Below are 20,613 nucleotides of genomic sequence, written 5' to 3' on the forward strand. Positions count from 1 at the left end.
TGCCACCAGCCCACCCAGGGGGCACGGCTGGGCTGACCTGCCGATCGACGCGGAAGCCATACGCCCTGATGGCAGCCCGGTTCTACCGGTGCTGCCCGCTCGCACACGAGCAGGGAAAGGTCGACTGCCGCTGTCTGGAACGCTGTTGGCCGATTCGGAGGCGGGCTCTACTCGACCCCGCCGGGGTTTGGCTCGGAGGGGCCGAGTGCTGCGAAGTGGCTGGTGCGGGCCGGGCCAGGGTACTCAGCCGAGCCCGACCAACTCGGCGATCGTCCCGCCGAGCACCCGGTCGCGTACCTCTCCCGGGCTGGTGACCCGCTCCACCAGCGCCCGAGTGAGGACCGGGTCGCCGTACGGCGCGTCCGATCCGAACAGGGTCCGGTCCGGAATCTCCTTGATGGCCAGCCGGACCGCGAAGACGATGTTGGCCGTGGACAGCTCCAGGTACATGCTCGGGGTGTCCCTCACCAGCTCGACGGCCTGCATCCAGTTCAGCCCGCCGAGCTGGCTGACCACCAACGGAACCGTCGGATAGCGGTCGGCGAGCGCCGACATCTTCGTCAGGTCGTCCGCCGTGGTCGGAGCGAATCCGTGCACGACCACGGGCAGTCCACCGTGATCTGCCGCCGCCCGGAGCACTGGTTCGATCACCTCTGCCCGTCCCGGTGGCGGTGTCAGCTCGCCGATTCCGCGCAGCCCACGCCCGACGACCTCGCGTTCCACGATCGCGGCGGTCTGCTCCGGCTCCAGGTCCAGCGGCACGGACAGGAAGCCGATGAACCGCTGCGGGTGTGCGGCGAGCGCGGCGTCCAGCTCCCCCCACGCTCCTCGGTACCCCTCGACGGTGCCGGCGCGACCCCCGATGGCCTCGTCCAGGATCGCCATCTCCCGGCGCAGCGAGGTGAGGTCACCGGCCCGCTCAGGGTGTGGGCGGGTGGCGAAGAGCACGGCGCGGTCCACCCCGGCCTCGTCCAGCAGCCCGACGTGTGCCTCGACGGGGTCGTGGACGTGGCTGTGCGCATCGATGATCAATGACTTACTCCCTCCTCGGCGATCGGCCCGGAATGTGGCCGATCAGCGCACTGTTGCTCCCTGACACTGTGGGAAGGTCAAGTCGGAGGGAACCGACCGGTGTTGATCGGGGAGCTGTCGCGTCGTGCCGGAGTCAGTGAGCGCCGGCTGCGCTACTACGAGCGGATGGAGCTGATCAGCTCAGAGCGCCGCGCCAACGGCTATCGCGAGTACGACGACCGGACGGTGGAGACAGTGCGGCGCATTCGCGCCCTGCTGGCCGTCGGCTTGCCCACCCGCCTCATCCGCCAGGTCCTGCCCTGCACCTTCGACGAGGCGACGCTGCGCCCCTGTCCCGGCGTCCTCACCACCCTCCGCACCCAGCTGGACGTCCTCGACCAGCGCGCCGCCGATCTGGACACCGCGCGAGGCCTGCTGCGCCGGACGATCGCCGCCACCGAGAACGCGGCAGGCCAAGACCCGGTGTCGGGAGCCGAAGTTCCGTACTCGGGTGGGGAAACCCGGCTCAGAAGTCGAAGCTCGCCTTCTGGAAGCTGAACCTGCTGACCTCCCCGGAACGCCTGGCCGACCTCACCCCCCGGGAACGCGAGGTCACCGCGCTGGCCGCCCGGGACCGCGCCCAACTCGTCGTCATCGCCTACCAGGCGGGGCTGGTACGGCCCTCGGGGTGAGCCCGTCGCCCAGCAGGCGAGCAGGGGCCGCTGTGATGTTTGGACCTGTATGTGCGCTTGGTGTACCAGGGGTCCAGGCGGTATCCGTGGGACGGCTGTGACCCCTGTCATGAAGCCAGGACAAGGGGATGAGCGTGGCTCCGCGTATCGCACGTCATCGGCGTTCAGTGCAGCGTCGCGTAGTCGCAGGGATGGGCGTCGCCGTGGCGGCCGGGCTCGCGGTCACCGCGACGGTGGGCATGAACGCCGAGGCCGCCTGGACGTCGTCGTGGAACGTCTCGGCGTCCGGCTGGTCCGCCGCCGACTCGCCCCAGGTGTCGGTCGACCGCCAGGGCGACGCCCTGCTGGCCTGGACGGCCGGCGACATGTCGACGACGTACTCCTACCAGCGGGTCCAGACCCGGGTGCAGTACGCGAGCGGCACCAGGGGAGCGATCCGCACCCTGTCGCCGGACGGTGCCGCGGTGTCCTGGCCGGAGATCGCCTCCGACGACACCGGGGACTCGGCGGTGGTCTGGCAGCAGGACAGCCAGGTCGTGGGCCGGCGGGTCGCCTCCTCCGGCAGCCTCGTCGGACCGCTCCAGAAGCTCTCCACGTCGGCCCCCGCGACCACCCCGGTCGTCGCGGTGACCCCGGGCGGCACCGCCCTGGCGGTCTGGACGGAGAGCCACGACGGCAGCTGGTACACGGTCGCCCGGCGCCTCAAGCTCGACGGCACGGTCGGCGCGCCCCTCACCCTCGGCTCGGGCTCGTCCGAGAAGCCGGCCGTCGGGGTCGACCGGAACGGTCGGTTCGTCGTGGCCTGGGCGCGGGGCTCGGACGTCGCGGCCAAGCGGATCACGTCGACCTCCGTCTCCGCCACGAAGGTGCTCACGACGCCGATCGCGTCGTACGGCGGTTTCGGCATGGTGCGGGTCGGTGTGGACCGGGACGGCGACGCGGTCATCAGCTACCACTCCGGCGGTGGCGCCGTCGCGCAGGTCTGGGCCTCGCGCTGGAGCCGCACCGGCACCCTGGCGGCCCCGCTGCGCATCTCGGCCGCCGCGGACAACGTGGGCTTCCACCACGCCCTCGCGACGGACCTCGACGGCGACTCGGTGATCGTGTGGACCCGCTACACCAGCGGCAAGCTGGAGCTGCTCGGCCGCCGGCTGTCCGCGGGCGGCACCCGGGGCGCGGTCACCACCCTCGGCCCGGGCGACCGGCCCGACCTGGCCCTCGACGACGACGGCGACGGCATGCTGGTCTTCCACACGGTCGTGCCCAAGTCGACGCCCCCGTACAGCTACACCAGGACCAGCGCCCGCACGGTCAGCCGCTCCGGCACGTTCGGTGCGACGAAGACGCTCACCTCGGACGGCCGCGTCCCGCAGGTCGACACCGCCCCGAGCGCCAGGTTCACGGTGGTCTGGCAGCAGGAGAGCTACCCGTACCCGATCAAGTCCGTCACCAGTTCCTGACGTTCCGACAGGTGATGAGCGGTGGGCCGGGCGCAATCTCCCGAGCGGTGTCAGCCGTATAGACGGCAGAGGGATCAATCCTGACGAAACACTGCGAAATGAACAGCTGGAGTCATGATGACCTCCAATGCCACCGAAGTCACCCTGAGGGGGCTGGGAGCGTGTTGTGCCGTTGGAAACACGGTGCTGCACACTCTTCTCGTTCCTGATCACCTTGAGGAGATTTTCTACATCGGCGTCCTTTTCGCCGTGGGCAGCGCCGCCATGCTGGTCGTGGCGGTGGCGCTCGTCACGGTGCGGCGCCCCATGGTCGCTTGGGCGACCGGGGCGCTCGTCAGCCTCGGCATGATCGTCGGTTTCCTGCTGTCGCGCACCGTCGGTCTGCCGAACGGCTACTACGAATCCGGTTGGGAGGCGCCCTACGGCCCGCTCTCTCTGCTCGTGGAGGGAGTCTTCATACTCGCCTTCCTCACCTGGCTGGGAGTCAGGGCGCAGGAGGGTGTGGCGCCCGAGCCGCCGTACCGGGCGGCCCGCCAACGGACCGCACCGGGCAGCGGCGCGTCGAAGGGCTGGTGAGGACGGAAAGGCTGGTGAGAACTCAGTTCTGGCGAGGGTTCGGCTTCAGCACGGCGAACATGGCCTGGCCCGGGTCCGCGAGCCAGGCGATGCGCCCGACGTCCGGCACGTCCGCGGCCGGCATGAGCACCGTCCCGCCGTTCCCCTGCACGGCCGTGACGACGGCATCCGCGTCGGCCACGGCGAAGTACGGCACCCAGCGCGCCGTCTCCTGCTCCCCCTGGAGCGGAGCCACGCCGCCGAAGGATCCCTCCTGTTGGTCGCCTTCCGCGATGCTCAGGACCCGGTAGGTCATGCCGGGCGCGTGCATCTCCTGGGAGCGCCAGCCGAACAGCCCCTGGTAGAAGCGGATGGCCGCTTCCGGGTCGGGGACGTGCAGCTCCACCCACACCAGTGTGTTGTCACCCGACGTCCGCTCCAGGCCCATCGCTGACTCCAGGACGGCGAACCGCGCGCCCTGCGGGTCGGTGAACTGGGCCAGCCGGCCCTCGCCCACGCTGATGGGCGGAACGCGCACACCGCCGCCGCCGGCGGTCACGGCACCGGCGGTGGTCTCGATGTCGTCGCTGCGGAAGTACGTCGTCCAGGCCGACGCGGCGCCCTCCTCGGTGAGCGGCCCGAGGGCGGCGACCGTTCTGCCGTCCTGCTGGAAGAACCCGTACCCGCCCGCCTCGGGCCCCAGCGACAGGTACTGCCAGCCGAAGACGGCGCCGTAGAAGGCGGCGGCCGCGTCCGTGTCGGGGCTGCCGAGATCGATCCAGACGGGCGACCCGGCGCGGAAGTCGGTGCCGAGCATGCGGGTCCTCCTGCGGGTCCGGAACTGAGAGGAACTGAGACGCCGTCACTATGCCGCCCACGAGGACGGCATCAAGCCCGGCGGCCCGGAACTCCCGGCCGTTTCACCCGGGCTGGGGAACCCGGTGGGCCCACTCTCGGCCCGTTCGCCGGCCGTGGCCCGCTCGCTAGCCGTTCTCCGTGCAGGGCGGAGCGTCCCGCAGGTGCTTGATGGCCCACGCGCCGAGTTCTCTGAGCGCGGGCTCCAGCGCGGCGCCCGCCTCGGTCAGCCGGTAGGAGACCCGCAGCGGGGGTCCCTCGTCGACCTCGCGGACCACGAGGCCCGCCCCGCCGAGCTCGGCGAGCCGGTCGGAGAGCATGCGCTCGCTGATGCCGGGGATGGCCCGGCGCAGGTCGGCGAAGTGTGTCTGCCGCCCCTGCAGGACGGACAGGATCGGGCCGTTCCAGCGCTTTCCGAGCACCTGGAAGACGCGGGTGATGCCGTCGTCCACCCGCCTGCACTGTGCCGCGCCATGCGTCTGCTCCGCCGCCATGGGGCCAGGGTACTACCCGACCGTTTGGGGGTGAAAAAAAGTAAGTACCTGTGTTAGACATAGCTGCGTACGAAACCTCAGGCCCGTCTGCCGCGGGCTCGCCCCCTTTGGAGACCCCCATGGCCACGCTGCTTCACATCGACTCCTCCCTCTTCCCGGGCGAGGCATCCGCCTCCCGTGCCGTGACCGACGCCTTCCGCAGGACCTGGGAGGAGCAGCACCCGGGCGGCACGGTGGTCTACCGGGACCTGGCCGTGAACCCCGTCCCGCACATCGACGCCCACGCCCACACCGCCGGCTTCGTCGACGCCGCCGCCCACACCCCCGAGCAGGCGGCCGCCTTCGCCGACCGCGAGAAGCTGATCGAGGAGCTGGAGCAGGCGGACGCGGTGCTGATCGGCGCGCCGATGTACAACTACTCGATCCCCTCGACCCTCAAGGCCTGGCTGGACAACGTGATCCTGTTCGGCCGCACCGCGGGCGAGGCCCCCTCCGCCAAGGGCACGCCCGTCACCGTCGTGGCCAGCCGCGGCGGCTCCTACGCGCCGGGCACCCCGCGCGAGCCGTACGAGTACGTCCAGAACTACCTGACGGCGGTCCTCGGCGACGCGCTCGGGCTGGAGCTCGACTTCATCGTCCCTGAGCTGACCATGGCCCCGCAGAACCCGGCGATGTCCGAGCTGATCCCGCTCTTCGAGGCCTCCCGCGACCGCGCCCTCCAGGACGCGGCCGTCAAGGCGAAGGCCCTCGCGGAGCGCTTCGCCGCGTAGGCGGGCGCCGGCCTCCCTGCCCCTGCCCGCCGGGGAAGGGGCAGGCTCCTCGGACCTGATCCTCCGCCCTGATCCTCCGCCCTGATCTCCCGCTCATCCGTTCGGACCGTCGCGGTCGCCGCCCGGAGCGGCTCCTCCCAGAGTGGGTGGCGTGGCCCGGCCGGAAGGGGTGTGGGCGGACAGGAATGAGGAGTGAGCCGCGTATGAGTCCCAGGAAGACAGCAGCGAAGACGGCGACCAAGGGGTTCCCCACCGCCGAGGACGCCCTGGAGATCGCCTCGGAGTGGGCGCCCGCCCAGCTCATCGACAGCGAGGAGATCGGCCTGCGGCTGAACCGGATGATGGCGGACGGGCATGCCCAGCCGGGCATGGCGCCGCCCGGCCCGGTCGCGGCCGTCTCCGCCGCTCACCTCGCCGCGGCCGGTCCCGGCGAAGCCGCGTGGCACGTGCCCACCGGGACCGCGGCGCCGATGACCGCACCGATGGAGGCGGAGCAGCTGCGCTCCCTGGTGACCAGGCTCGTACGGGCCTCGCAGCGGGTACGCAAGGACCACCGGCAGCTGAGCACCGCCGAGCGGGACCGGTACAACGAGGTGCTGCGTCAGCTCGCGACCACGCCGGCGTACAAGCAGCTCGTGGCCGACCACCAGGACATGAGCCACCGGCACCACACCATGCAGGGGATGGGACCGGAGGCCACCCAGCGCTTCCTGCCCTGGCACCGCGCGTACTGCCTCAAGTTCGAGGAGCTGCTCCGCACGGTCGATCCCGCGCTCACGATCCCCTACTGGGACTACGCCAACGACCACGCCCGCCCCGACTGGGTGTGGAAGCCCAGCGGTGTCACCCGGCCGACTCCCGCCACGAGCGGTCTGCCGACCCAGGCGACCATCGACGGGCTGCTGACCCGCCCCACGTTCACGGCCTTCACGTTCGGCAGGGTGATGGCGGGCGTCCAGCCCAGCGGCCTGGAAGTGGCCGCCCACAACAACGTGCACAACTGGTGCCGCGGCACGCTCAGTCAGCCCATGACCGCGTCGAACGACCCGATCTTCTTCCTGCTGCACGCCAACGTGGACCGCATCTGGGACCAGTGGCAGCTGACGCACACCGGCGGCCCCAACGTGACCGGCGCGGACGCGGGGCTGGACCCCTGGTGGACCCAGGCCGCCGGCGGCCTCACCACCGACTCCGTCAAGGACATCACGGTGCTCGGTTACTCCTACCAGTAGCCACCCGAGACGCATCGGCGTGCTCTCCTACGTACTCCTGGAGAGCACGCCTTCTGTTTGGGACGACCTCGCCCCTTCCTTTGCCGGTCCTTTGCTAAGATCCGGCCACTTGTGCGAGTTGTTCGTGCCTCAACGACTTGTCGGCCCCTGCCGTATCGGTCCGTCACACGACCTGCCTCGCTCCCCCGTCTCCTGTGGAGGAACCGAGTGGGCAGACGTGCCCTCATACGTGGCGGCATCGCCGCCGCCACCTCGCTCGCGCTGGCCATGGGGCTTGGGCCGCTGGCCTTCGACGCGCACGCGACCGACGCCGCGGAGGTGGTCGTACCGGCCGAGACGTCCCTGCTGCCCAGGACCGCCCTGCTGAGCGCGGGCACGTCGGGGTTCCTGCGCTACGAACCCGGACGCGGCCATCTGTGGACCACCTACACCGGTGAGGACACGGTGGTGGACGCCTCGGCCACCGAGGTGTGGGGAATGCCGGACTTCGGCGCCGGTTCGGACGTCGTCGCCCGCTACGACGACGGCACGCGGACCGTGTCGCTGCGGGACATGGGGGCCGGCGGGACGACCGTGCCGCTCCCGTTGCCGACGGGTCACACCTACGTGGGGACGCTCGGGCGGACCGTTGTGACGACCGCCTGGTCGGGTGACAACCCGCAGTGGCATCTCCTCGACGTGCAGGACGACGGCACGGTGCGCGACCGCACCGTGGCGGGCGTCCCGGCCGGCATCACCCTGCTGAACGGCGGTAATTCGCCCGTCGCCGACGCCCACGGCATGCTGGTCCATTACCGGGACAGCACGACGGTCACGCGAGCCTGGCTCGACGCCGACCAGGGCCGACTGGTCGAAATGCCGTTCGGCCCGAACGTCAGCAGCAACGCTCAGGTGGTCCTCACCGCCACCCACCTGCTGTCGTGGGACGGCTCCGACACCGTTTCCGTGTACTCCCGGGACGACCTGACCACCGTCGTCCGCACCGTGCACCTGGTGAACGACCCGCAGACGCGCCTGCTGGGCATGGTCGGCGACAAGCTCCTAATCTCACGCTACGACGCCTCCCTGGGCGCCATGGACGGCAGCCTGCCCGTCTGGCGGGTCGACGCGGTCGCCTTCGACGGCTCGACGACGGGGACCGTGCTGGCCCGGTCGCGGAGCGTGGGAGACCCCGTCTCCACCCCCGACGGCGGACTCCTGGTACAAGGCAGCGGCCCCGACACCGCCGACTGGGGAGTGAACTTGGTCCGGGCGGGCGCCGACGGCACCCCCGTGGTCCAGCGGGTCGCCGCCGCGGAACTGAAGCCCATGACCGACCCCGTGCAGGACCTCACCCTCATGGGCGGCCGGCTGACCATGCTGCAGAAGGACCTGGAGCAGGGCCGTACGTACCTGTACAGCCGACCGGTCGACGCGACCGGTGACGGTCTCACGCTCGGCTCCCGCACCTCCCACGGCGCCGTCACCGGCACCGTCGACCCCAACCTGGTCAGCACCGGTGACGGCCGAACGGTGGTCTGGAACCTGTGGTCCTCGGGCGGCGACATCGTTCCCCGGGTCGTGCAGCCGACGGGCTCGCTGCCCGGCACGCCCGTCGACGCGAAGCACAACTACGTCCGCGTGTTCGACGCCAAGGGCCGCCACGTCGTGATGCCCACCGAGTCCACCGACGAAGCCGGCTCGGAGACGCGGGTGGTCGACCTCGACACGGGCGGCACGGTGCTGATCGCGGGCGGCAGAACGATGTGGGGCACCACCCTGTGGGTGGGCGACGGCAACGACAGCGTCGTGCCGGTCGACGTCCGCACGGGTGAGCGGGGCGAGTCGGTGTGGTTCGGATCCGGCTGCCTGCTGGAGCACGTGCAGGCCGTGGGACGCTGGCTGCTGTGGTCGTGCGTGGGCAGGGCCGAGGGACAGGGCGTCTACGACACCGTCACGAAGACCAAGTTGACCCTCACCCAGGGAGAGTGGGGGAAGGCGGAACTCGGTGACGGATTCGTCGTCACCAACACGGACGGCACCCTGAAGGTGACCGACGTCCGCACCGGCACGGCCGTCTCGCACACGGTGGGGTCCGTCGAGTCCTGGAAGCCCTGGGACGTGGACCCGTACACCGGCCTGATCGCCTACGTCGACGCCAAGGGCGACACCCACGTCGTGTCCAGCGGCGTTCCCGTCTCCTCGCTCACCCAGCTCGACGCGGCCGTCGCCGGGTCGGCCGACGTGAAGGGCGGCGCCGCGCCGTGGAGCCCCAGGTGGTGGCTCTCGAAGCCGGCCGCTTCCTGGCAGCTCGTGATCAGGAACAAGGCGACCGGCACGACCGTGCGCACCCTGTCCGGTGGTACGGCCCGGGGCCTGGTCCAGGCGTCGTGGAACGGCAAGGACGCGGCCGGCAAGCTCGTCCCCAACGGCGCCTACACATGGACCCTGACGGCCACCCCGGCCGACGGCCAGGGCCCGGCGCTGACGAAGACCGGCACGGTCAAGGTCACCGGCGCCGCCGCGGTCCGGCGGGACTTCGTCGGCTCGGACGGCTTCGGCGAACTGCTGACGCTGGGCGGCTCGGGCGGGCTGACGTACCAGTACGGCACCGGCACCGGAACCTTCACCGGCAAGCGGACCGGTTCCGGGTGGCCGACGACGGTGAAGGCGGTGCCCTTCGGCGACCTGAACGGCGACCGGTGCAACGACGTGCTCGTGCGCTTCAGCAGCGGCACGCTGCGCGCCTACCGGCCCGCCTGCGGCTCGGCCCTGACCCCGTCGACCGCGTACACGTCGCTGGGTACGGACTGGAACCAGTACGACGTGCTGACCTCACCCGGGGACGTCAGCGGTGACGGCCGGGCGGACCTCGTCGCCCGCCAGTCCTCCACCGGGAACGTCTACCTCTTCAAGGCGACGAGCACGGGCAAGCTCTCGGCGCGGGTGAAGATCGCGTCGGCGTGGACGGGCTACAAGAAGATCGTGGGCGCCGGCGACCTGAACGGCGACGGCCACGGCGATCTGCTGGCGCAGGACAAGTCGAACGAACTGTGGCGCTACGACGGCACCGGGACGGGCGCGTTCAAGAGCCGGGTGAAGGTCTTCAACGACTGGGGCTCGTCGTACAACGCCCTCGTGGGCGTGGGCGACATCACCGGTGACGGCAAGGCCGACCTCGTGGCCCGCGACAGCTCCGGCACCGTGTGGCGCAACAACGGCAACGGCAAGGGCTCCTTCGGCAGCCGCACGAAGATCGCGACCGGCTGGCAGGGCTACAAGGGCCTGTTCTGACGCGGACCTCGGCACCACCCGGCGGGCCCGGACGACTTGTTCGTCCGGGCCCGTTCGCTGCTACTTGTGCTTCCCGCCGCCCGTGCTGCCCGTGCTGCCCGTGCTGCCTGTGCCGCCCGTGCTGCCCGCGCTGCCCGTGCCGCCGGGGGTGCTGCCGGACGTGCCGTTGCCGGAACCGTCGGTCTTACCTGCCGTGCCGTTGCCGGTGTCAGAGGTACCTGCGCCGGGTTTGCCCGTGCCCGCCGGTCTGCTCGGCGTGGCCGACGCCCGCGCCAGCTGCTCGGAGCAGTACGCGGCGACCTTGTCCTTCCCGCCGGCGGCCGCGACGAGCCGCTGCAAGGCCCGCGCGTCGAGCGCCTTGCCTTGGGCCTTGACCTGCTCGTAGGCCTTGCAGCGGGATTCGGTGTCCCGGCCGGGGCCGTCTGCCGGCCGGTGGCGGCCGGAGGGGGACGCCGACGAGGCCTGCCCGCCCGGCCGGTCGGGGGCGTCCGCCGACGGGTGTGCGGTCCCTTGGCCGGCACCGGCTCCGTCAGCGGACGAGCCGGCCGAACCGATGGCCGCGACTGCGACACCGCCCAGGGTGAGGCTGGCGAACACCACGCCGAAGGTCACCTTCACAGAGCGCCTGGCACGCCGCTCCGCGGCCGGCCGCCAGTCGTCCCGGCGCCGGGTGCGCGCCCGGTGCGCGGCGGTGCCGTGGGCCGCGGTGCCGTGGGCGGCCCGGAAGGCGGCCAAGGCCCGCTGCTCGGCCTCGGGGTCGAGATCGCCCGCGCACAGGGCGGCGGCCAGCATCGTCTCCAGCGCGGCGGAGTCATGCACGTCCTGCGGACCCGACGCGGCGCCGCCAGGGTGCACATGCCGACGGCCCGGAACCGCACCGCCGCTCATCCGTTCACCCATGTCCGCTTCCGTTCCTGTCCGACGGGTTCGATTCGTTCTCGCCGCCGACGCCCAACTGGCGGGCGAGGCGTTTCAGGCCCCGGTGGGCGGCGGTCCGCACCGCTCCCGGCCGCTTGCCCAGGACGCGTGCGGCGGCGGGGCCGTCCAGGCCGACCACGACCCGCAGGAGCACGGCCTCGGCCTGGTCCCCCGGCAGCGAGCGGACCAGTTCCAGGGCCCGCTCGGTGGAGAGGGACTCCAGGGCCAGGTCGGGGGTGCTGTGCGGGGCGGGCAGGTCCAGTACGTCCTGTTCGGTCCCGCCCGCCCGGGGCCGTACGCGCAGGCGGCGCAGATGGTCCAGTGCCCGGTGCCGGGCGATGGTCGCCGTCCAGCCGCGGAACCCGGCCCCGTCCCCCTTGAAACGTCCGAGGTCACGGGTGATCTCCAGCCAGGCGTCGGACGCCACGTCCTCCGCGTCGTCGCCGACGAGCCCGCGCAGATAGCCGAGGAGGCTCGGCTGCACGATCCGGTAGACGACCGCGAAAGCGGTTTCGTCACCGTCCTGGGCCCGCGCGACTGCCGCTCCCAGATCCGCGTCGTACGTCTGCACGCGCCGGGGGTGCCGTACCTGGCCCAAGACTGTCCTCGTTCGCACGGGGTTCATGGCATTCGTCATCCGCCGTGCTCCGGTCGCGTCGACGGTCCCCCATAGTGACCAGCGTCAGTGCTCACAGAAGTGTCACAGTGCCCCAGGCGCGTCTTCACGTCACCGACGTCACGGCCGGGTGACGTTTCGCGCCGCCCCTGCGCTGCATGGCGTGGGAGCCGGGTCGGCGCGAGCGGCCCAGGGCGATCGCCCGGCCGGAAGCCGGCACACGATCCGCCAGTCCCCGGACGCCTCTGCGTGGCGCTGCTGACTCCCCCCGGTCGCGGCACGCAGAGGACGGGGCGGCCGGAACCTCACCCACTGCACGAGGTTCCGGCCGCCCCCACCTGCCTCCGTGACGAGGCGGTTGTCGGACGAGGTGTAACACTTCCGGCCGAGTCCGCTCTGTCCATGTGGACGACCTCGTCGGTCGGCCAGGACAGGGGACACGACTCGTGCAGTGGACGAACGGCAGCGGCGGAGGGTACGGCGAGGATCCGTACGGCGGCGTCGGGTACGCGCATGCCTACGGCCACGAGTACGGCGCCTACGGCCACGAGTACGGCGGCAGCGCCACCGCCGACACGGCCCCGATGCCCTGGTACCCGGCGGAACCCGCGCAGTGGACGCACCCGGGGTACAGCACCGGTGCGCTGCCGCCCGTGGCGTTCGACACATCCCGCCATCCCGTACCGGAACCGGACACGCCTACGGGCGAGTCGGCGCGCCCCGTCTTCGTCGATTCCTCGGGGCGACGCCAGCGCCGCGTGCTCCGCGCCGCCCGCCTGCTGGTGATCCCCGCCGGCGGCTACGTCGCCCTGCTGATCAGCACGATGCTGGGCGGCCCGAGCATCAGCTCCCCGTTCGTGCCGCAGTCGGGCGCCTCGCATCCGGCCGTGCCTCGCGCGACCGCACCCGACTCCCCGCCCGGCACGGGCCGTACCGCGGGGAGCGGGGGCTCCGCCGCGGCGCGGCAGAAATCCGGCCCCGCGGCGCAGAAGACCTCCAGTCCCACCGACCGCCCGACAGCGTCGACCGCCCCTGCGGCCACGTCCGGGCCCACCGGGACCACGTCCCCGACCTCGACCACCACCCCCGCTCCCGCCCACACCTCCAAGGGCCGCGCCAACGGCTCGTCCCACAACCCGGTGAAGTGATCCAAGGCCCCGACGTGACCGATCGCCGACGCCGCCCGGCTCCTCCCCGCGGCCACACCCCTACCCGCCAGGTCGCGCCCCGCACCCACTGGCTGCTGCTGAGCGTGCTGGCGGTGACCCTGTCGACGGCCCTCCTGCTGCAGGGCTACACCCACCACATGTTCCGCATCACGTCGGACGCCGTGACCGGCGCCCGGGGCCGCAGCGACACGGTGCCCAGCCAGGTGGTGCACGGCGGCCCCGTGATCGCGAACGCCGCCACCTCCGCGCACACCGCCAAGGCGCAGGCCCGCACCATCGCGCTCACCTTCGACGACGGCCCCGACCCCGTCTGGACCCCGCGCATCCTGGACGTGCTGCGCCGCAACCATGTGCACGCGACGTTCTTCGTCGTCGGAACCCAGGTCGTGGCCCACCCGGAGCTGCTCCGCCGGATCGTCGCCGACGGCCACCAGATCGGCATCCACACCTTCACCCATCCCGACCTGGCCCGCCTCGCCCCATGGCAGCGCTCCCTGGAACTGCGGGAGACGCAGATGGCGGTGGCCGGCGCCGCCGGGGTCACCACCGCACTGCTGAGGCCGCCGTACTCCTCCGGGAACGACGCGCTGGACGACGCCGACTGGTCCGTCCTCCGGCAAGCCGACACTGCGGGCTATGTCACGGTGCTCTCCACCCAGGACGCGAAGGACTGGCAGCGTCCCGGTACGGACCGCATCCTCGCGAACGCGACACCGCACGGCCACGCGGGGCAGATCCTGCTGATGCACGACGGCGGCGGTGACCGGTCCCAGACCGTCGCCGCGCTCGGCTCCCTGATCCCACGGCTCAAGGCACACGGCTTCCGGTTCGCCACGGTCGGCGCCGCGACCGGCATGGCCGGACCCGTCCAGCCCGCCGGGCTCGGCGACCGTCTGCAGGGCATGGCCTTCATCAAGGTGCTGCAGGGCGGCGACCTGGCCGTGTGGCTGCTGGGCGTGCTGATGTACGCGGCCGGAGCGATCAGCGTGCTGCGCGCGGCGGTCGTACTGGTCGCGGCCCGCCGGCACCGGCGCCTGCGCTCCCGGAGCCGGGGCCGGTCCTGGGGGCCGCCGGTGACCGAGCCGGTCAGCGTCATCGTCCCCGCGTACAACGAGAGCGCCGGGATCGAGGCGGCCGTACGCTCACTGCTCGCCTCGGACCATCCGGGCGAGATCATCGTGGTGGACGACGGTTCGACCGACGGCACCGCCGACCTGGTGGAGTCGCTGCGCCTGCCGGTACGGGTGATCCGCCAGCAGAACGCGGGCAAGCCCGCCGCGCTCAACACCGGACTCGCCGCCGCCACCTACGACCTGGTGGTCATGGTCGACGGCGACACGGTCTTCGAACCCGACACCGTCCGCATGATCGTGCAGCCCTTCGCCGACCCCCGCGTGGGCGCCGTCTCGGGCAACGCCAAGGTCGTCAACCGCGGTGGCCTGCTGGGCCGCTGGCAGCACATCGAGTACGTGGTCGGCTTCAACCTCGACCGCCGCCTGTTCGACCTCGCCGAATGCATGCCGACGGTGCCCGGAGCGGTCGGCGCGTTCCGCCGCCGGGCGCTGCTGGACCTCGGCGGCGTCAGTGACGTCACCCTCGCCGAGGACACCGACCTCACCATGGCGCTGTGCCGCGCCGGCTGGCGCGTGGTGTACGAGGAGGGCGCGCGGGCCTGGACCGAGGCCCCCGCGTCGCTGAACGCCCTGTGGCGTCAGCGGTATCGCTGGTGCTACGGCACCCTGCAGGCGATGTGGAAGCACCGCGGCGCGCTCGTGCAGCGCGGCGCGGCCGGAAAACTCGGCCGCCGGGGCCTGGGCTACCTGCTGCTCTTCCAGGTACTGCTGCCGCTGCTCGCGCCCGCCGTGGACATCTTCGCCGTGTACGGCCTGCTCTTCCTCGATCCGGTCCGGATCGTCGGGCTGTGGCTGGCCTTCCTCCTGCTGCAGCTCATGATGGGCCTGTACGCGTTCCGTCTGGACGGAGAGCGACCGGGCCCGCTGTGGAGCCTGCCGTTGCAGCAGTTCGTGTACCGGCAGCTGATGTACCTGGTGGTGATCCAGTCCGTCTTCACCGCCGTGTCGGGCTCCCGGCTGAGATGGCAGCGCATGGAGCGCTACGGCAGCCTGCAGGCCCCGGCGGGGGCGGAGGCGCCCGGCAACGACGTCCCTCCGCAAGGCCCCGTCAGTCCGCAGCGGCCGCCGTATCACGGTGGTCTGCAGCCGGCGCCGTATGCCCCCGTTCAGCAGCCGGCGCCGTATGCCCCTGTTCAGCAGCGGCCGCCGTACGCCCCCGTCCAGCAACCTCCGCCGTACGGCGGACTTCCCCAGCCCCCGCCGCCCCCGGGTTTCCGGCAGCCCGGACCGTACGAGACACAGCAGTTGTACTGAGAGGACAGTGAGCAGAGCCCATGAGCGGACACCGGCGCCGGCCGCCGCAGCGCTTCAACAGCGGCACGCGTGGCGGGGGCGACCGCGGCACGGGCCGCCGGGCCGCACGTCGTGACCAGGCCCCACGACGTGACCAGGCCCAACGAGAGGAACTGCCGGGCCGCGCCAGGAGAAGGGCGCCGCAGCAGAAACGTTGGATCGACTACCCGCGCCGGGGCCGGACGGGCCCGCGCCGCTGGCTGCCGTCGGTGCTCCAACTGCTGTCGCTCTTCCTGTGCGTCCTCGGCGGCACGGCAGCGGTCGTCGGCTACGCCTACGCCACGGTCACCATCCCCGACCCCAATCCCACGACGCTGCTGCAGAACAACGTCTACTACTGGTCGGACGGCACCGTCCTGGCCACCGACGGCAGCGTCAACCGGCAGAACGTCACCCTCGCGCAGGTGCCCGAGGACGTGCGGTGGGACTTCATCGCGGCGGAGAACTCGTCCTTCTACACCGACCCGGGCATCGACCCGCAGGGCATCGCCCGCGCCGTCCTGCACATGGCCGAGGGCGACTCCGTCCAGTCCGGATCGACGATCACCCAGCAGTTCGTCAAGAACACGTACCTGGACCAGTCTCAGACGCTCTCCCGCAAGTTCAAGGAACTGCTGATCTCGTCCAAGATCGGCGCCAGCATGTCGAAGGAGCAGATCCTCCAGGGATACCTGAACACCTGCTACTTCGGCCGCCAGGCCAACGGCATCCAGGCCGCCGCCCGCATGTACTACAACCTCCCGGTGGAGAAGCTCGACGCGAGCCAGGGGGCCTTTCTCACCGCTGCGGTCAACGAGCCGAGCCTCTTCCAGTACGCGGACTCCGACCGCACGGCCAGGGCGAAGGCCGAGGCCCGCTGGTCCTGGGTGCTCGACCGGATGGTGCAGACCGGCAGACTGACCTCGCAGCAGCGGGCCCGGTACGCCGCCGAGGGCTTCCCGACGCCCAGGAAGTGGGCCCCCGGTGCGGGATTCACCGGCCAGACCGGCTACCTGGTCCAACTGGCCCGCTCGTACGTCCAGGCGCACGACCCGGCCGTCACCGACAACAGCCTGAGCCGGGGTGGCTACCAGATCCACACCACCTTCGACAGGAAGAAGACGGCGGAGCTGTCCAAAGCGGTCGCGAACGTGCGCAAGGAACGTCTCGACCCCGCCCACCGGTCGGTCGACCGGGACGTGCAGGTCGGAGCCGCTTCGGTGGACCCCGGGACCGGCAGGATCCTGGCCGTGTACGGCGGCGCAGGCTTCGACCGGGCCCACTACTCGGACAACGCCGACACCTCCGGCGTCCCGGTGGGATCGACCTTCAAACCCATCGTCCTCGCCTCCGCGCTCCAGCACGGAGCCGTCCTGCGACCCGGCAAGCCTGCCGAGTCGATCACCCCGGCCAGCAAGTTCAACGGTGACGACGGCATCAAGATCAAGGACCAGCAGGGCAACTACGTCACCGACGACAAGGACCCCACCGGCCTCCTCCACCAGCGCAACGACACCACGCACCGCTGGGGCTACATCTCGCTGCGCACAGCCATGGAGCAGTCGGTCAACACGCCGTACGTGCAACTGGGAGAGGACGTCGGCTACGACAACGTCGCGAAGACGGCCGAGGCCCTCGGCCTGCGTTCCGGCAGCCTCGCCGATTCCAGCGCCGGCTTCTACATCGGCACCTCGACACCGAGCGCCATCCGGATGGCGGGCGCCTACGCGACCTTCGCCGCCTCCGGTACGCAGGCCACCCCGTACTCGGTGACCAAGGTGACCCACGACGGCACGGCGCTGCCCGGCTTCACCGCCCCCGTCCCCGTACGGGCCCTGCCGTCGGCCGTCGCCGACCACGTGACCGACGTGCTCCGGGGCGTCATAGCCCGGGGCACCGGAACCAAGGCCCAGGCCCTCGGCAGGACGGCCGCGGGCAAGACGGGAACCACCGACGATTTCCGATCGGCCTGGTTCGTCGGCTACACCCGCCAACTCGCCACCTCCGTGGTCCTCTTCAGAGAGGACCCGAAACACCCCGAGCTGCAGTCCCTGGTAGGCGTCGGCGGCCTCCAGAAGGTGTTCGGCGGCGACATCCCCACCGAGATCTGGACCCAGTACATGCGCGGCGCCCTCACCGGCCTCCCCGACGTCCCCTTCCCCAAGCCCACGCCGCTGGGGCACGGCGCCGACGAGCCGGGCGCCTCTCCCTCTCCCTCCGCGCACCCGGACAAGCGGGACGGCAAGGACGGCAGGAAGACGTCCCCCACCGCCGCTCCCACGCCCGGCGGCCCGGGATCAGGCCACAAATGCCATGGGCCCAGGTGCCGTTGAGCCACGTCGGGCGGATCCTCGGCCGGCTGCCGGCGTCCCGTCGCCGCGAGGCGTCCCTCTACTGTCCTCCGTATGAAGATCGAATCCCTGATCGAGGACCTGGAACACGGGGACGCCTCGCGCACCGCAGCCGCCGAGGCGCGGGTGGTGGAGCAGGCGGACACCGTGGTTCCCGCACTGCTGCGCGCCGCCGCCGGCCGGAAGAGCACCCGTGATCTCCAGCCGCTGATGGGGGTGTTGAAGCGCGTCGGGCCCCCGGCCTTCGACGCGGTCGTGGCGGCCTGGCGGCGGGAGGAGATCCCGGACTGGCAGGCGGGCCGCTACCTGGGCGTGTTCGACGAGCGTTCGGCGGACCGGTACGCGGCCGCGGCGGCCGATCCGGACCGGCGGATGAGCCACAGGGGCTTCTCCGGTCTCGTCAGGCTGCGGGTGGACTCCGATGCCGGGCTGCGGGCCCTGGCGGAGGCCTTCTCGCGATGGGACGCCTCCTACAACTACGACGCCGCACGGTACGCCCGGCTGCTCGCCGACTCCTTCGGCCCGCGGCTGCGCGGCCTGCGCCGCGACCCGGCCGAGTCCCCGAGGACGCGCCGGGGAGCGATGGCCGCGCTGGTGGCGGGCGGTGGCACCGACGCCCTCGACCGGCGTGACCAGGAGGTGATCGAGCGGCTGATACGGGTGAAGATCCCGCACGAGATCCCGCGTCTTCCGTCGCTGAGCCTGAGCGGGTGGTGGCTGGCGGTGCCCGGGGCGTCCTACGAGGGAGTGTTCGAGGCGCTGGGCCTGCACGAGCGACGGCCCATCACCGTCTCCGGCGGTCTGCACGCGGTGGACGGCGGCAGCGACAGGGTCCGCCTGACCGGTCCCGACGGCACCGACCGCACCGTGGGACGGGCCTTCGTCACCCCGGAGTTGGACGGCTGGCGGCTCGTCTACGGTTCGCTCGACCTCCTCCTCGGCGACCCCTGGGACGACATGATCGAGGCGGTCGAGCGGGTCAGCGCCCACTGCGGCCAGGCGCAGTTCTTCTTCCTGGACGAGCACGGCGGCTCCAACATCTGGGTGGTGGCCCAGGAAGGCATGGTGATCCGCCGCTACACCGCCGAGGACGACCCCGAATGGGAGGGCGACCCGCTGCCCTGGGAGACCCTCGCGGTCGACGACCCGGACCATGACCCCGAGTTCGACGACTGCCCGCCCAACGCGGGCACGTCCTCGGCGCAGTCCGCCTGCGGCCGGCTCTCCCTCGACCCGGCCGAGGTCGGCCCGGACACCCGGGTGCGCGGGCACGGCTGGCTGGCCCTCACCGAACCGGATGCGAGCCACGGGGAGTTCCCCGGGATACTCCGCCTCTGAGGCGAACGACTCGCCCGACGCTCTGCGGCAAAGATGTCTGATGGAGCATCAACTCAGCGACAGGCCTTGCCGGTTCATGCCCGAGCCTCTAGGTTAAGCGAGCCCTTAAGTCTGTTTAACTGCGTACTTAAGCGAGGTCTCCGTGTCGCACCGCGCAAGACCACGTACGTGCCGGACCGTTGCCGCAGCCGCCCTGACCGCCGCGGTGGCGTTGGTCGTCGGAGCGCACCCGGGACCGGCCGAGGCGGCAGGCGCCGCCCCTGCTCACACCCAGCGCGTCGAGTACTTCCCCGGTCCCGGCGCAGAGCCCCGCGAGGTGACCGTCCCGGCGGACACCCCCGCCCGGACGGCCCGCCGCACGCCTGCCCCGGTGGACGCCACCGCCACGGTCAGGTCACTCCAGCGGACCGGGCCTGTGGCCGGGCGGCTCGACCTGGTGGTGATGGGCGACGGCTACACCGCGGACGAACAGGGCGAGTTCGCCACGGACGCCGAGGAGAAGCTGGACGAGATCTTCGACATCGAGCCGTACCGGAGCTACCGAGGCCTGTTCAACATCTGGCTGGTCGGCGCCGTCTCCCACGACTCCGGAGTCTCCGGCGACCCGACGGCCGATGTCGCCAAGGACACCGCGCTGGGCTCCCACTTCTTCTGCGACGGCCTCGAACGCCTGCTGTGCGTCGACCCGGACAAGGTCGCGGAGCACGCCGCTCTGGCCCCGGACGCCGACATCGTCTTCGTCATCGCCAACTCCGCCAAGTACGGCGGCGCGGGCTACTCCGCCGGCGACCTGCCGACGGGCTCGCCCTTCCACGGGGTGGCGACGATGTCGTCCGAGAACGACAGGTCGTACCTCATAGGCGCCCATGAACTGGGCCACTCCATAGGCCACTTGGCCGACGAGTACCAGTACGCGGGCTACGGTCCCTACCCGTACCCCGACGAACCGGCCGAGGCCAACCTCACGCTCGGCCGCGACCCGGCCTCGTCGAAGTGGTACCGCTGGCTCGGGGCCGACGACCCGACAGGTTCGGTCGTGGGCACGTACGAGGGCGGGGGGTACTACGAGACGGGCATCTACCGGCCGACCGAGACGTCCCTCATGCGCTCCCTGACCTCGACCGAGTTCAACGTCGTCGGCCGCGAGGCGATGATCGCCGGCTTCTACGCCGACGCGGACGCGCTGACCTCCTCCGTCCCCACGTCCCGGCCGGTCCGGCAGGGGCGGCGGATCACCGTGCGCCTCGCCCCGCTGACCGGCCTCGCCGACCTCGAACTGACCTGGTCCGTCGACGGCAGACGGGTCCCGTGGGCCACGGGCGACCTGTCGGTGACGCCGCACCAACTGGGCGTCCACGGTCGCGGCCACGAGATCACGGCGACCGTGACCGACCGCACGACGGCTGTACGGGACCCCGCGGTCCGGGCACAGACGTCCGACTCGCTGACGTGGACGGTGCGGTGACGCGGTAGC

Annotated in this window: 16 protein-coding genes; 11 read left to right on the forward strand and 5 right to left on the reverse strand. The window is 71.6% G+C overall.

Annotated elements, in window-relative coordinates:
- Nucleotides 1–243: 243 nt before the first annotated feature.
- The gene (locus ACFY3C_RS17265) at nucleotides 244–1,032 is read right to left on the reverse strand and encodes an amidohydrolase family protein (protein WP_390771303.1); all 789 of its coding nucleotides are present in this window, start codon (nucleotides 1,030–1,032) and stop codon (nucleotides 244–246) included.
- A gap of 99 nt (nucleotides 1,033–1,131) precedes the next feature.
- On the opposite strand from ACFY3C_RS17265, the gene ACFY3C_RS17270 reads away from it, so the two are divergent.
- From ACFY3C_RS17270 to ACFY3C_RS17280, 3 genes are all read left to right on the forward strand, one after another.
- Nucleotides 1,132–1,569 carry a MerR family transcriptional regulator gene (locus tag ACFY3C_RS17270; RefSeq protein ID WP_390771304.1) on the forward strand — a complete coding sequence of 146 codons (438 nt, stop codon included), beginning with the start codon at nucleotides 1,132–1,134 and terminating at the stop codon, nucleotides 1,567–1,569.
- A gap of 325 nt (nucleotides 1,570–1,894) precedes the next feature.
- The gene (locus ACFY3C_RS17275; protein WP_390771305.1) at nucleotides 1,895–3,163 is read left to right on the forward strand and encodes a hypothetical protein; all 1,269 of its coding nucleotides are present in this window, start codon (nucleotides 1,895–1,897) and stop codon (nucleotides 3,161–3,163) included.
- Between the two features lie 183 nt (nucleotides 3,164–3,346).
- On the forward strand, nucleotides 3,347–3,739 hold the full coding sequence (locus ACFY3C_RS17280; RefSeq protein WP_390771306.1) for a hypothetical protein: 393 nt from the start codon (nucleotides 3,347–3,349) through the stop codon (nucleotides 3,737–3,739).
- Between the two features lie 22 nt (nucleotides 3,740–3,761).
- Here the strand turns inward: ACFY3C_RS17280 and ACFY3C_RS17285 are convergent, their stop codons facing one another.
- Both ACFY3C_RS17285 and ACFY3C_RS17290 read right to left on the reverse strand, forming a co-directional pair.
- Complete coding sequence (locus ACFY3C_RS17285) at nucleotides 3,762–4,535, reverse strand: VOC family protein (protein ID WP_390771307.1); 774 nt, start codon at nucleotides 4,533–4,535, stop codon at nucleotides 3,762–3,764.
- Nucleotides 4,536–4,701: 166 nt separating this feature from the next.
- Nucleotides 4,702–5,067: a winged helix-turn-helix transcriptional regulator gene (locus ACFY3C_RS17290; protein ID WP_386572883.1), complete on the reverse strand. Its 366-nt coding sequence runs from the start codon at nucleotides 5,065–5,067 to the stop codon at nucleotides 4,702–4,704.
- Nucleotides 5,068–5,186: 119 nt separating this feature from the next.
- On the opposite strand from ACFY3C_RS17290, the gene ACFY3C_RS17295 reads away from it, so the two are divergent.
- The 3 genes from ACFY3C_RS17295 to ACFY3C_RS17305 all read left to right on the forward strand — a co-directional run bounded on the left by ACFY3C_RS17295 (nucleotide 5,187) and on the right by ACFY3C_RS17305 (nucleotide 10,342).
- A complete protein-coding gene (locus tag ACFY3C_RS17295) occupies nucleotides 5,187–5,837 on the forward strand; it encodes an FMN-dependent NADH-azoreductase (RefSeq protein ID WP_390771308.1) in 651 nt (216 codons plus the stop codon).
- Nucleotides 5,838–6,040: 203 nt separating this feature from the next.
- Entirely contained in the window at nucleotides 6,041–7,069 is a 1,029-nt protein-coding gene (locus ACFY3C_RS17300; protein ID WP_390771309.1) for a tyrosinase family protein, read from the forward strand.
- Between the two features lie 207 nt (nucleotides 7,070–7,276).
- Nucleotides 7,277–10,342, forward strand: a complete 3,066-nt coding sequence (locus ACFY3C_RS17305) for an FG-GAP-like repeat-containing protein (RefSeq protein WP_390771310.1) — start codon at nucleotides 7,277–7,279, stop codon at nucleotides 10,340–10,342.
- 60 nt (nucleotides 10,343–10,402) lie between these two features.
- Here the strand turns inward: ACFY3C_RS17305 and ACFY3C_RS17310 are convergent, their stop codons facing one another.
- Both ACFY3C_RS17310 and ACFY3C_RS17315 read right to left on the reverse strand, forming a co-directional pair.
- On the reverse strand, nucleotides 10,403–11,242 hold the full coding sequence (locus ACFY3C_RS17310) for a hypothetical protein (RefSeq protein WP_390771311.1): 840 nt from the start codon (nucleotides 11,240–11,242) through the stop codon (nucleotides 10,403–10,405).
- On the reverse strand, nucleotides 11,235–11,858 hold the full coding sequence (locus tag ACFY3C_RS17315; protein WP_386573126.1) for an RNA polymerase sigma factor: 624 nt from the start codon (nucleotides 11,856–11,858) through the stop codon (nucleotides 11,235–11,237). Before ACFY3C_RS17315 ends, ACFY3C_RS17310 begins: the two co-directional genes overlap by 8 nt.
- Nucleotides 11,859–12,322: 464 nt before the next feature.
- Between ACFY3C_RS17315 and ACFY3C_RS17320 the strand changes: the two genes are divergently transcribed.
- From ACFY3C_RS17320 to ACFY3C_RS17340, 5 genes are all read left to right on the forward strand, one after another.
- Entirely contained in the window at nucleotides 12,323–13,024 is a 702-nt protein-coding gene (locus tag ACFY3C_RS17320) for a hypothetical protein (RefSeq protein ID WP_390771312.1), read from the forward strand.
- Nucleotides 13,025–13,038: 14 nt separating this feature from the next.
- Nucleotides 13,039–15,432 carry a glycosyltransferase gene (locus ACFY3C_RS17325; protein WP_390771313.1) on the forward strand — a complete coding sequence of 798 codons (2,394 nt, stop codon included), beginning with the start codon at nucleotides 13,039–13,041 and terminating at the stop codon, nucleotides 15,430–15,432.
- Nucleotides 15,433–15,452: 20 nt separating this feature from the next.
- On the forward strand, nucleotides 15,453–17,783 hold the full coding sequence (locus tag ACFY3C_RS17330; protein ID WP_390771314.1) for a transglycosylase domain-containing protein: 2,331 nt from the start codon (nucleotides 15,453–15,455) through the stop codon (nucleotides 17,781–17,783).
- Between the two features lie 72 nt (nucleotides 17,784–17,855).
- Complete coding sequence (locus ACFY3C_RS17335; protein ID WP_390771315.1) at nucleotides 17,856–19,139, forward strand: hypothetical protein; 1,284 nt, start codon at nucleotides 17,856–17,858, stop codon at nucleotides 19,137–19,139.
- 142 nt (nucleotides 19,140–19,281) lie between these two features.
- Complete coding sequence (locus ACFY3C_RS17340; protein ID WP_390771316.1) at nucleotides 19,282–20,604, forward strand: M64 family metallopeptidase; 1,323 nt, start codon at nucleotides 19,282–19,284, stop codon at nucleotides 20,602–20,604.
- Nucleotides 20,605–20,613 lie beyond the last annotated feature (9 nt).

It is taken from the genome of Streptomyces sp. NPDC001410 (assembly GCF_042895235.1).
Taxonomy (GTDB): Bacteria; Actinomycetota; Actinomycetes; order Streptomycetales; family Streptomycetaceae; genus Streptomyces.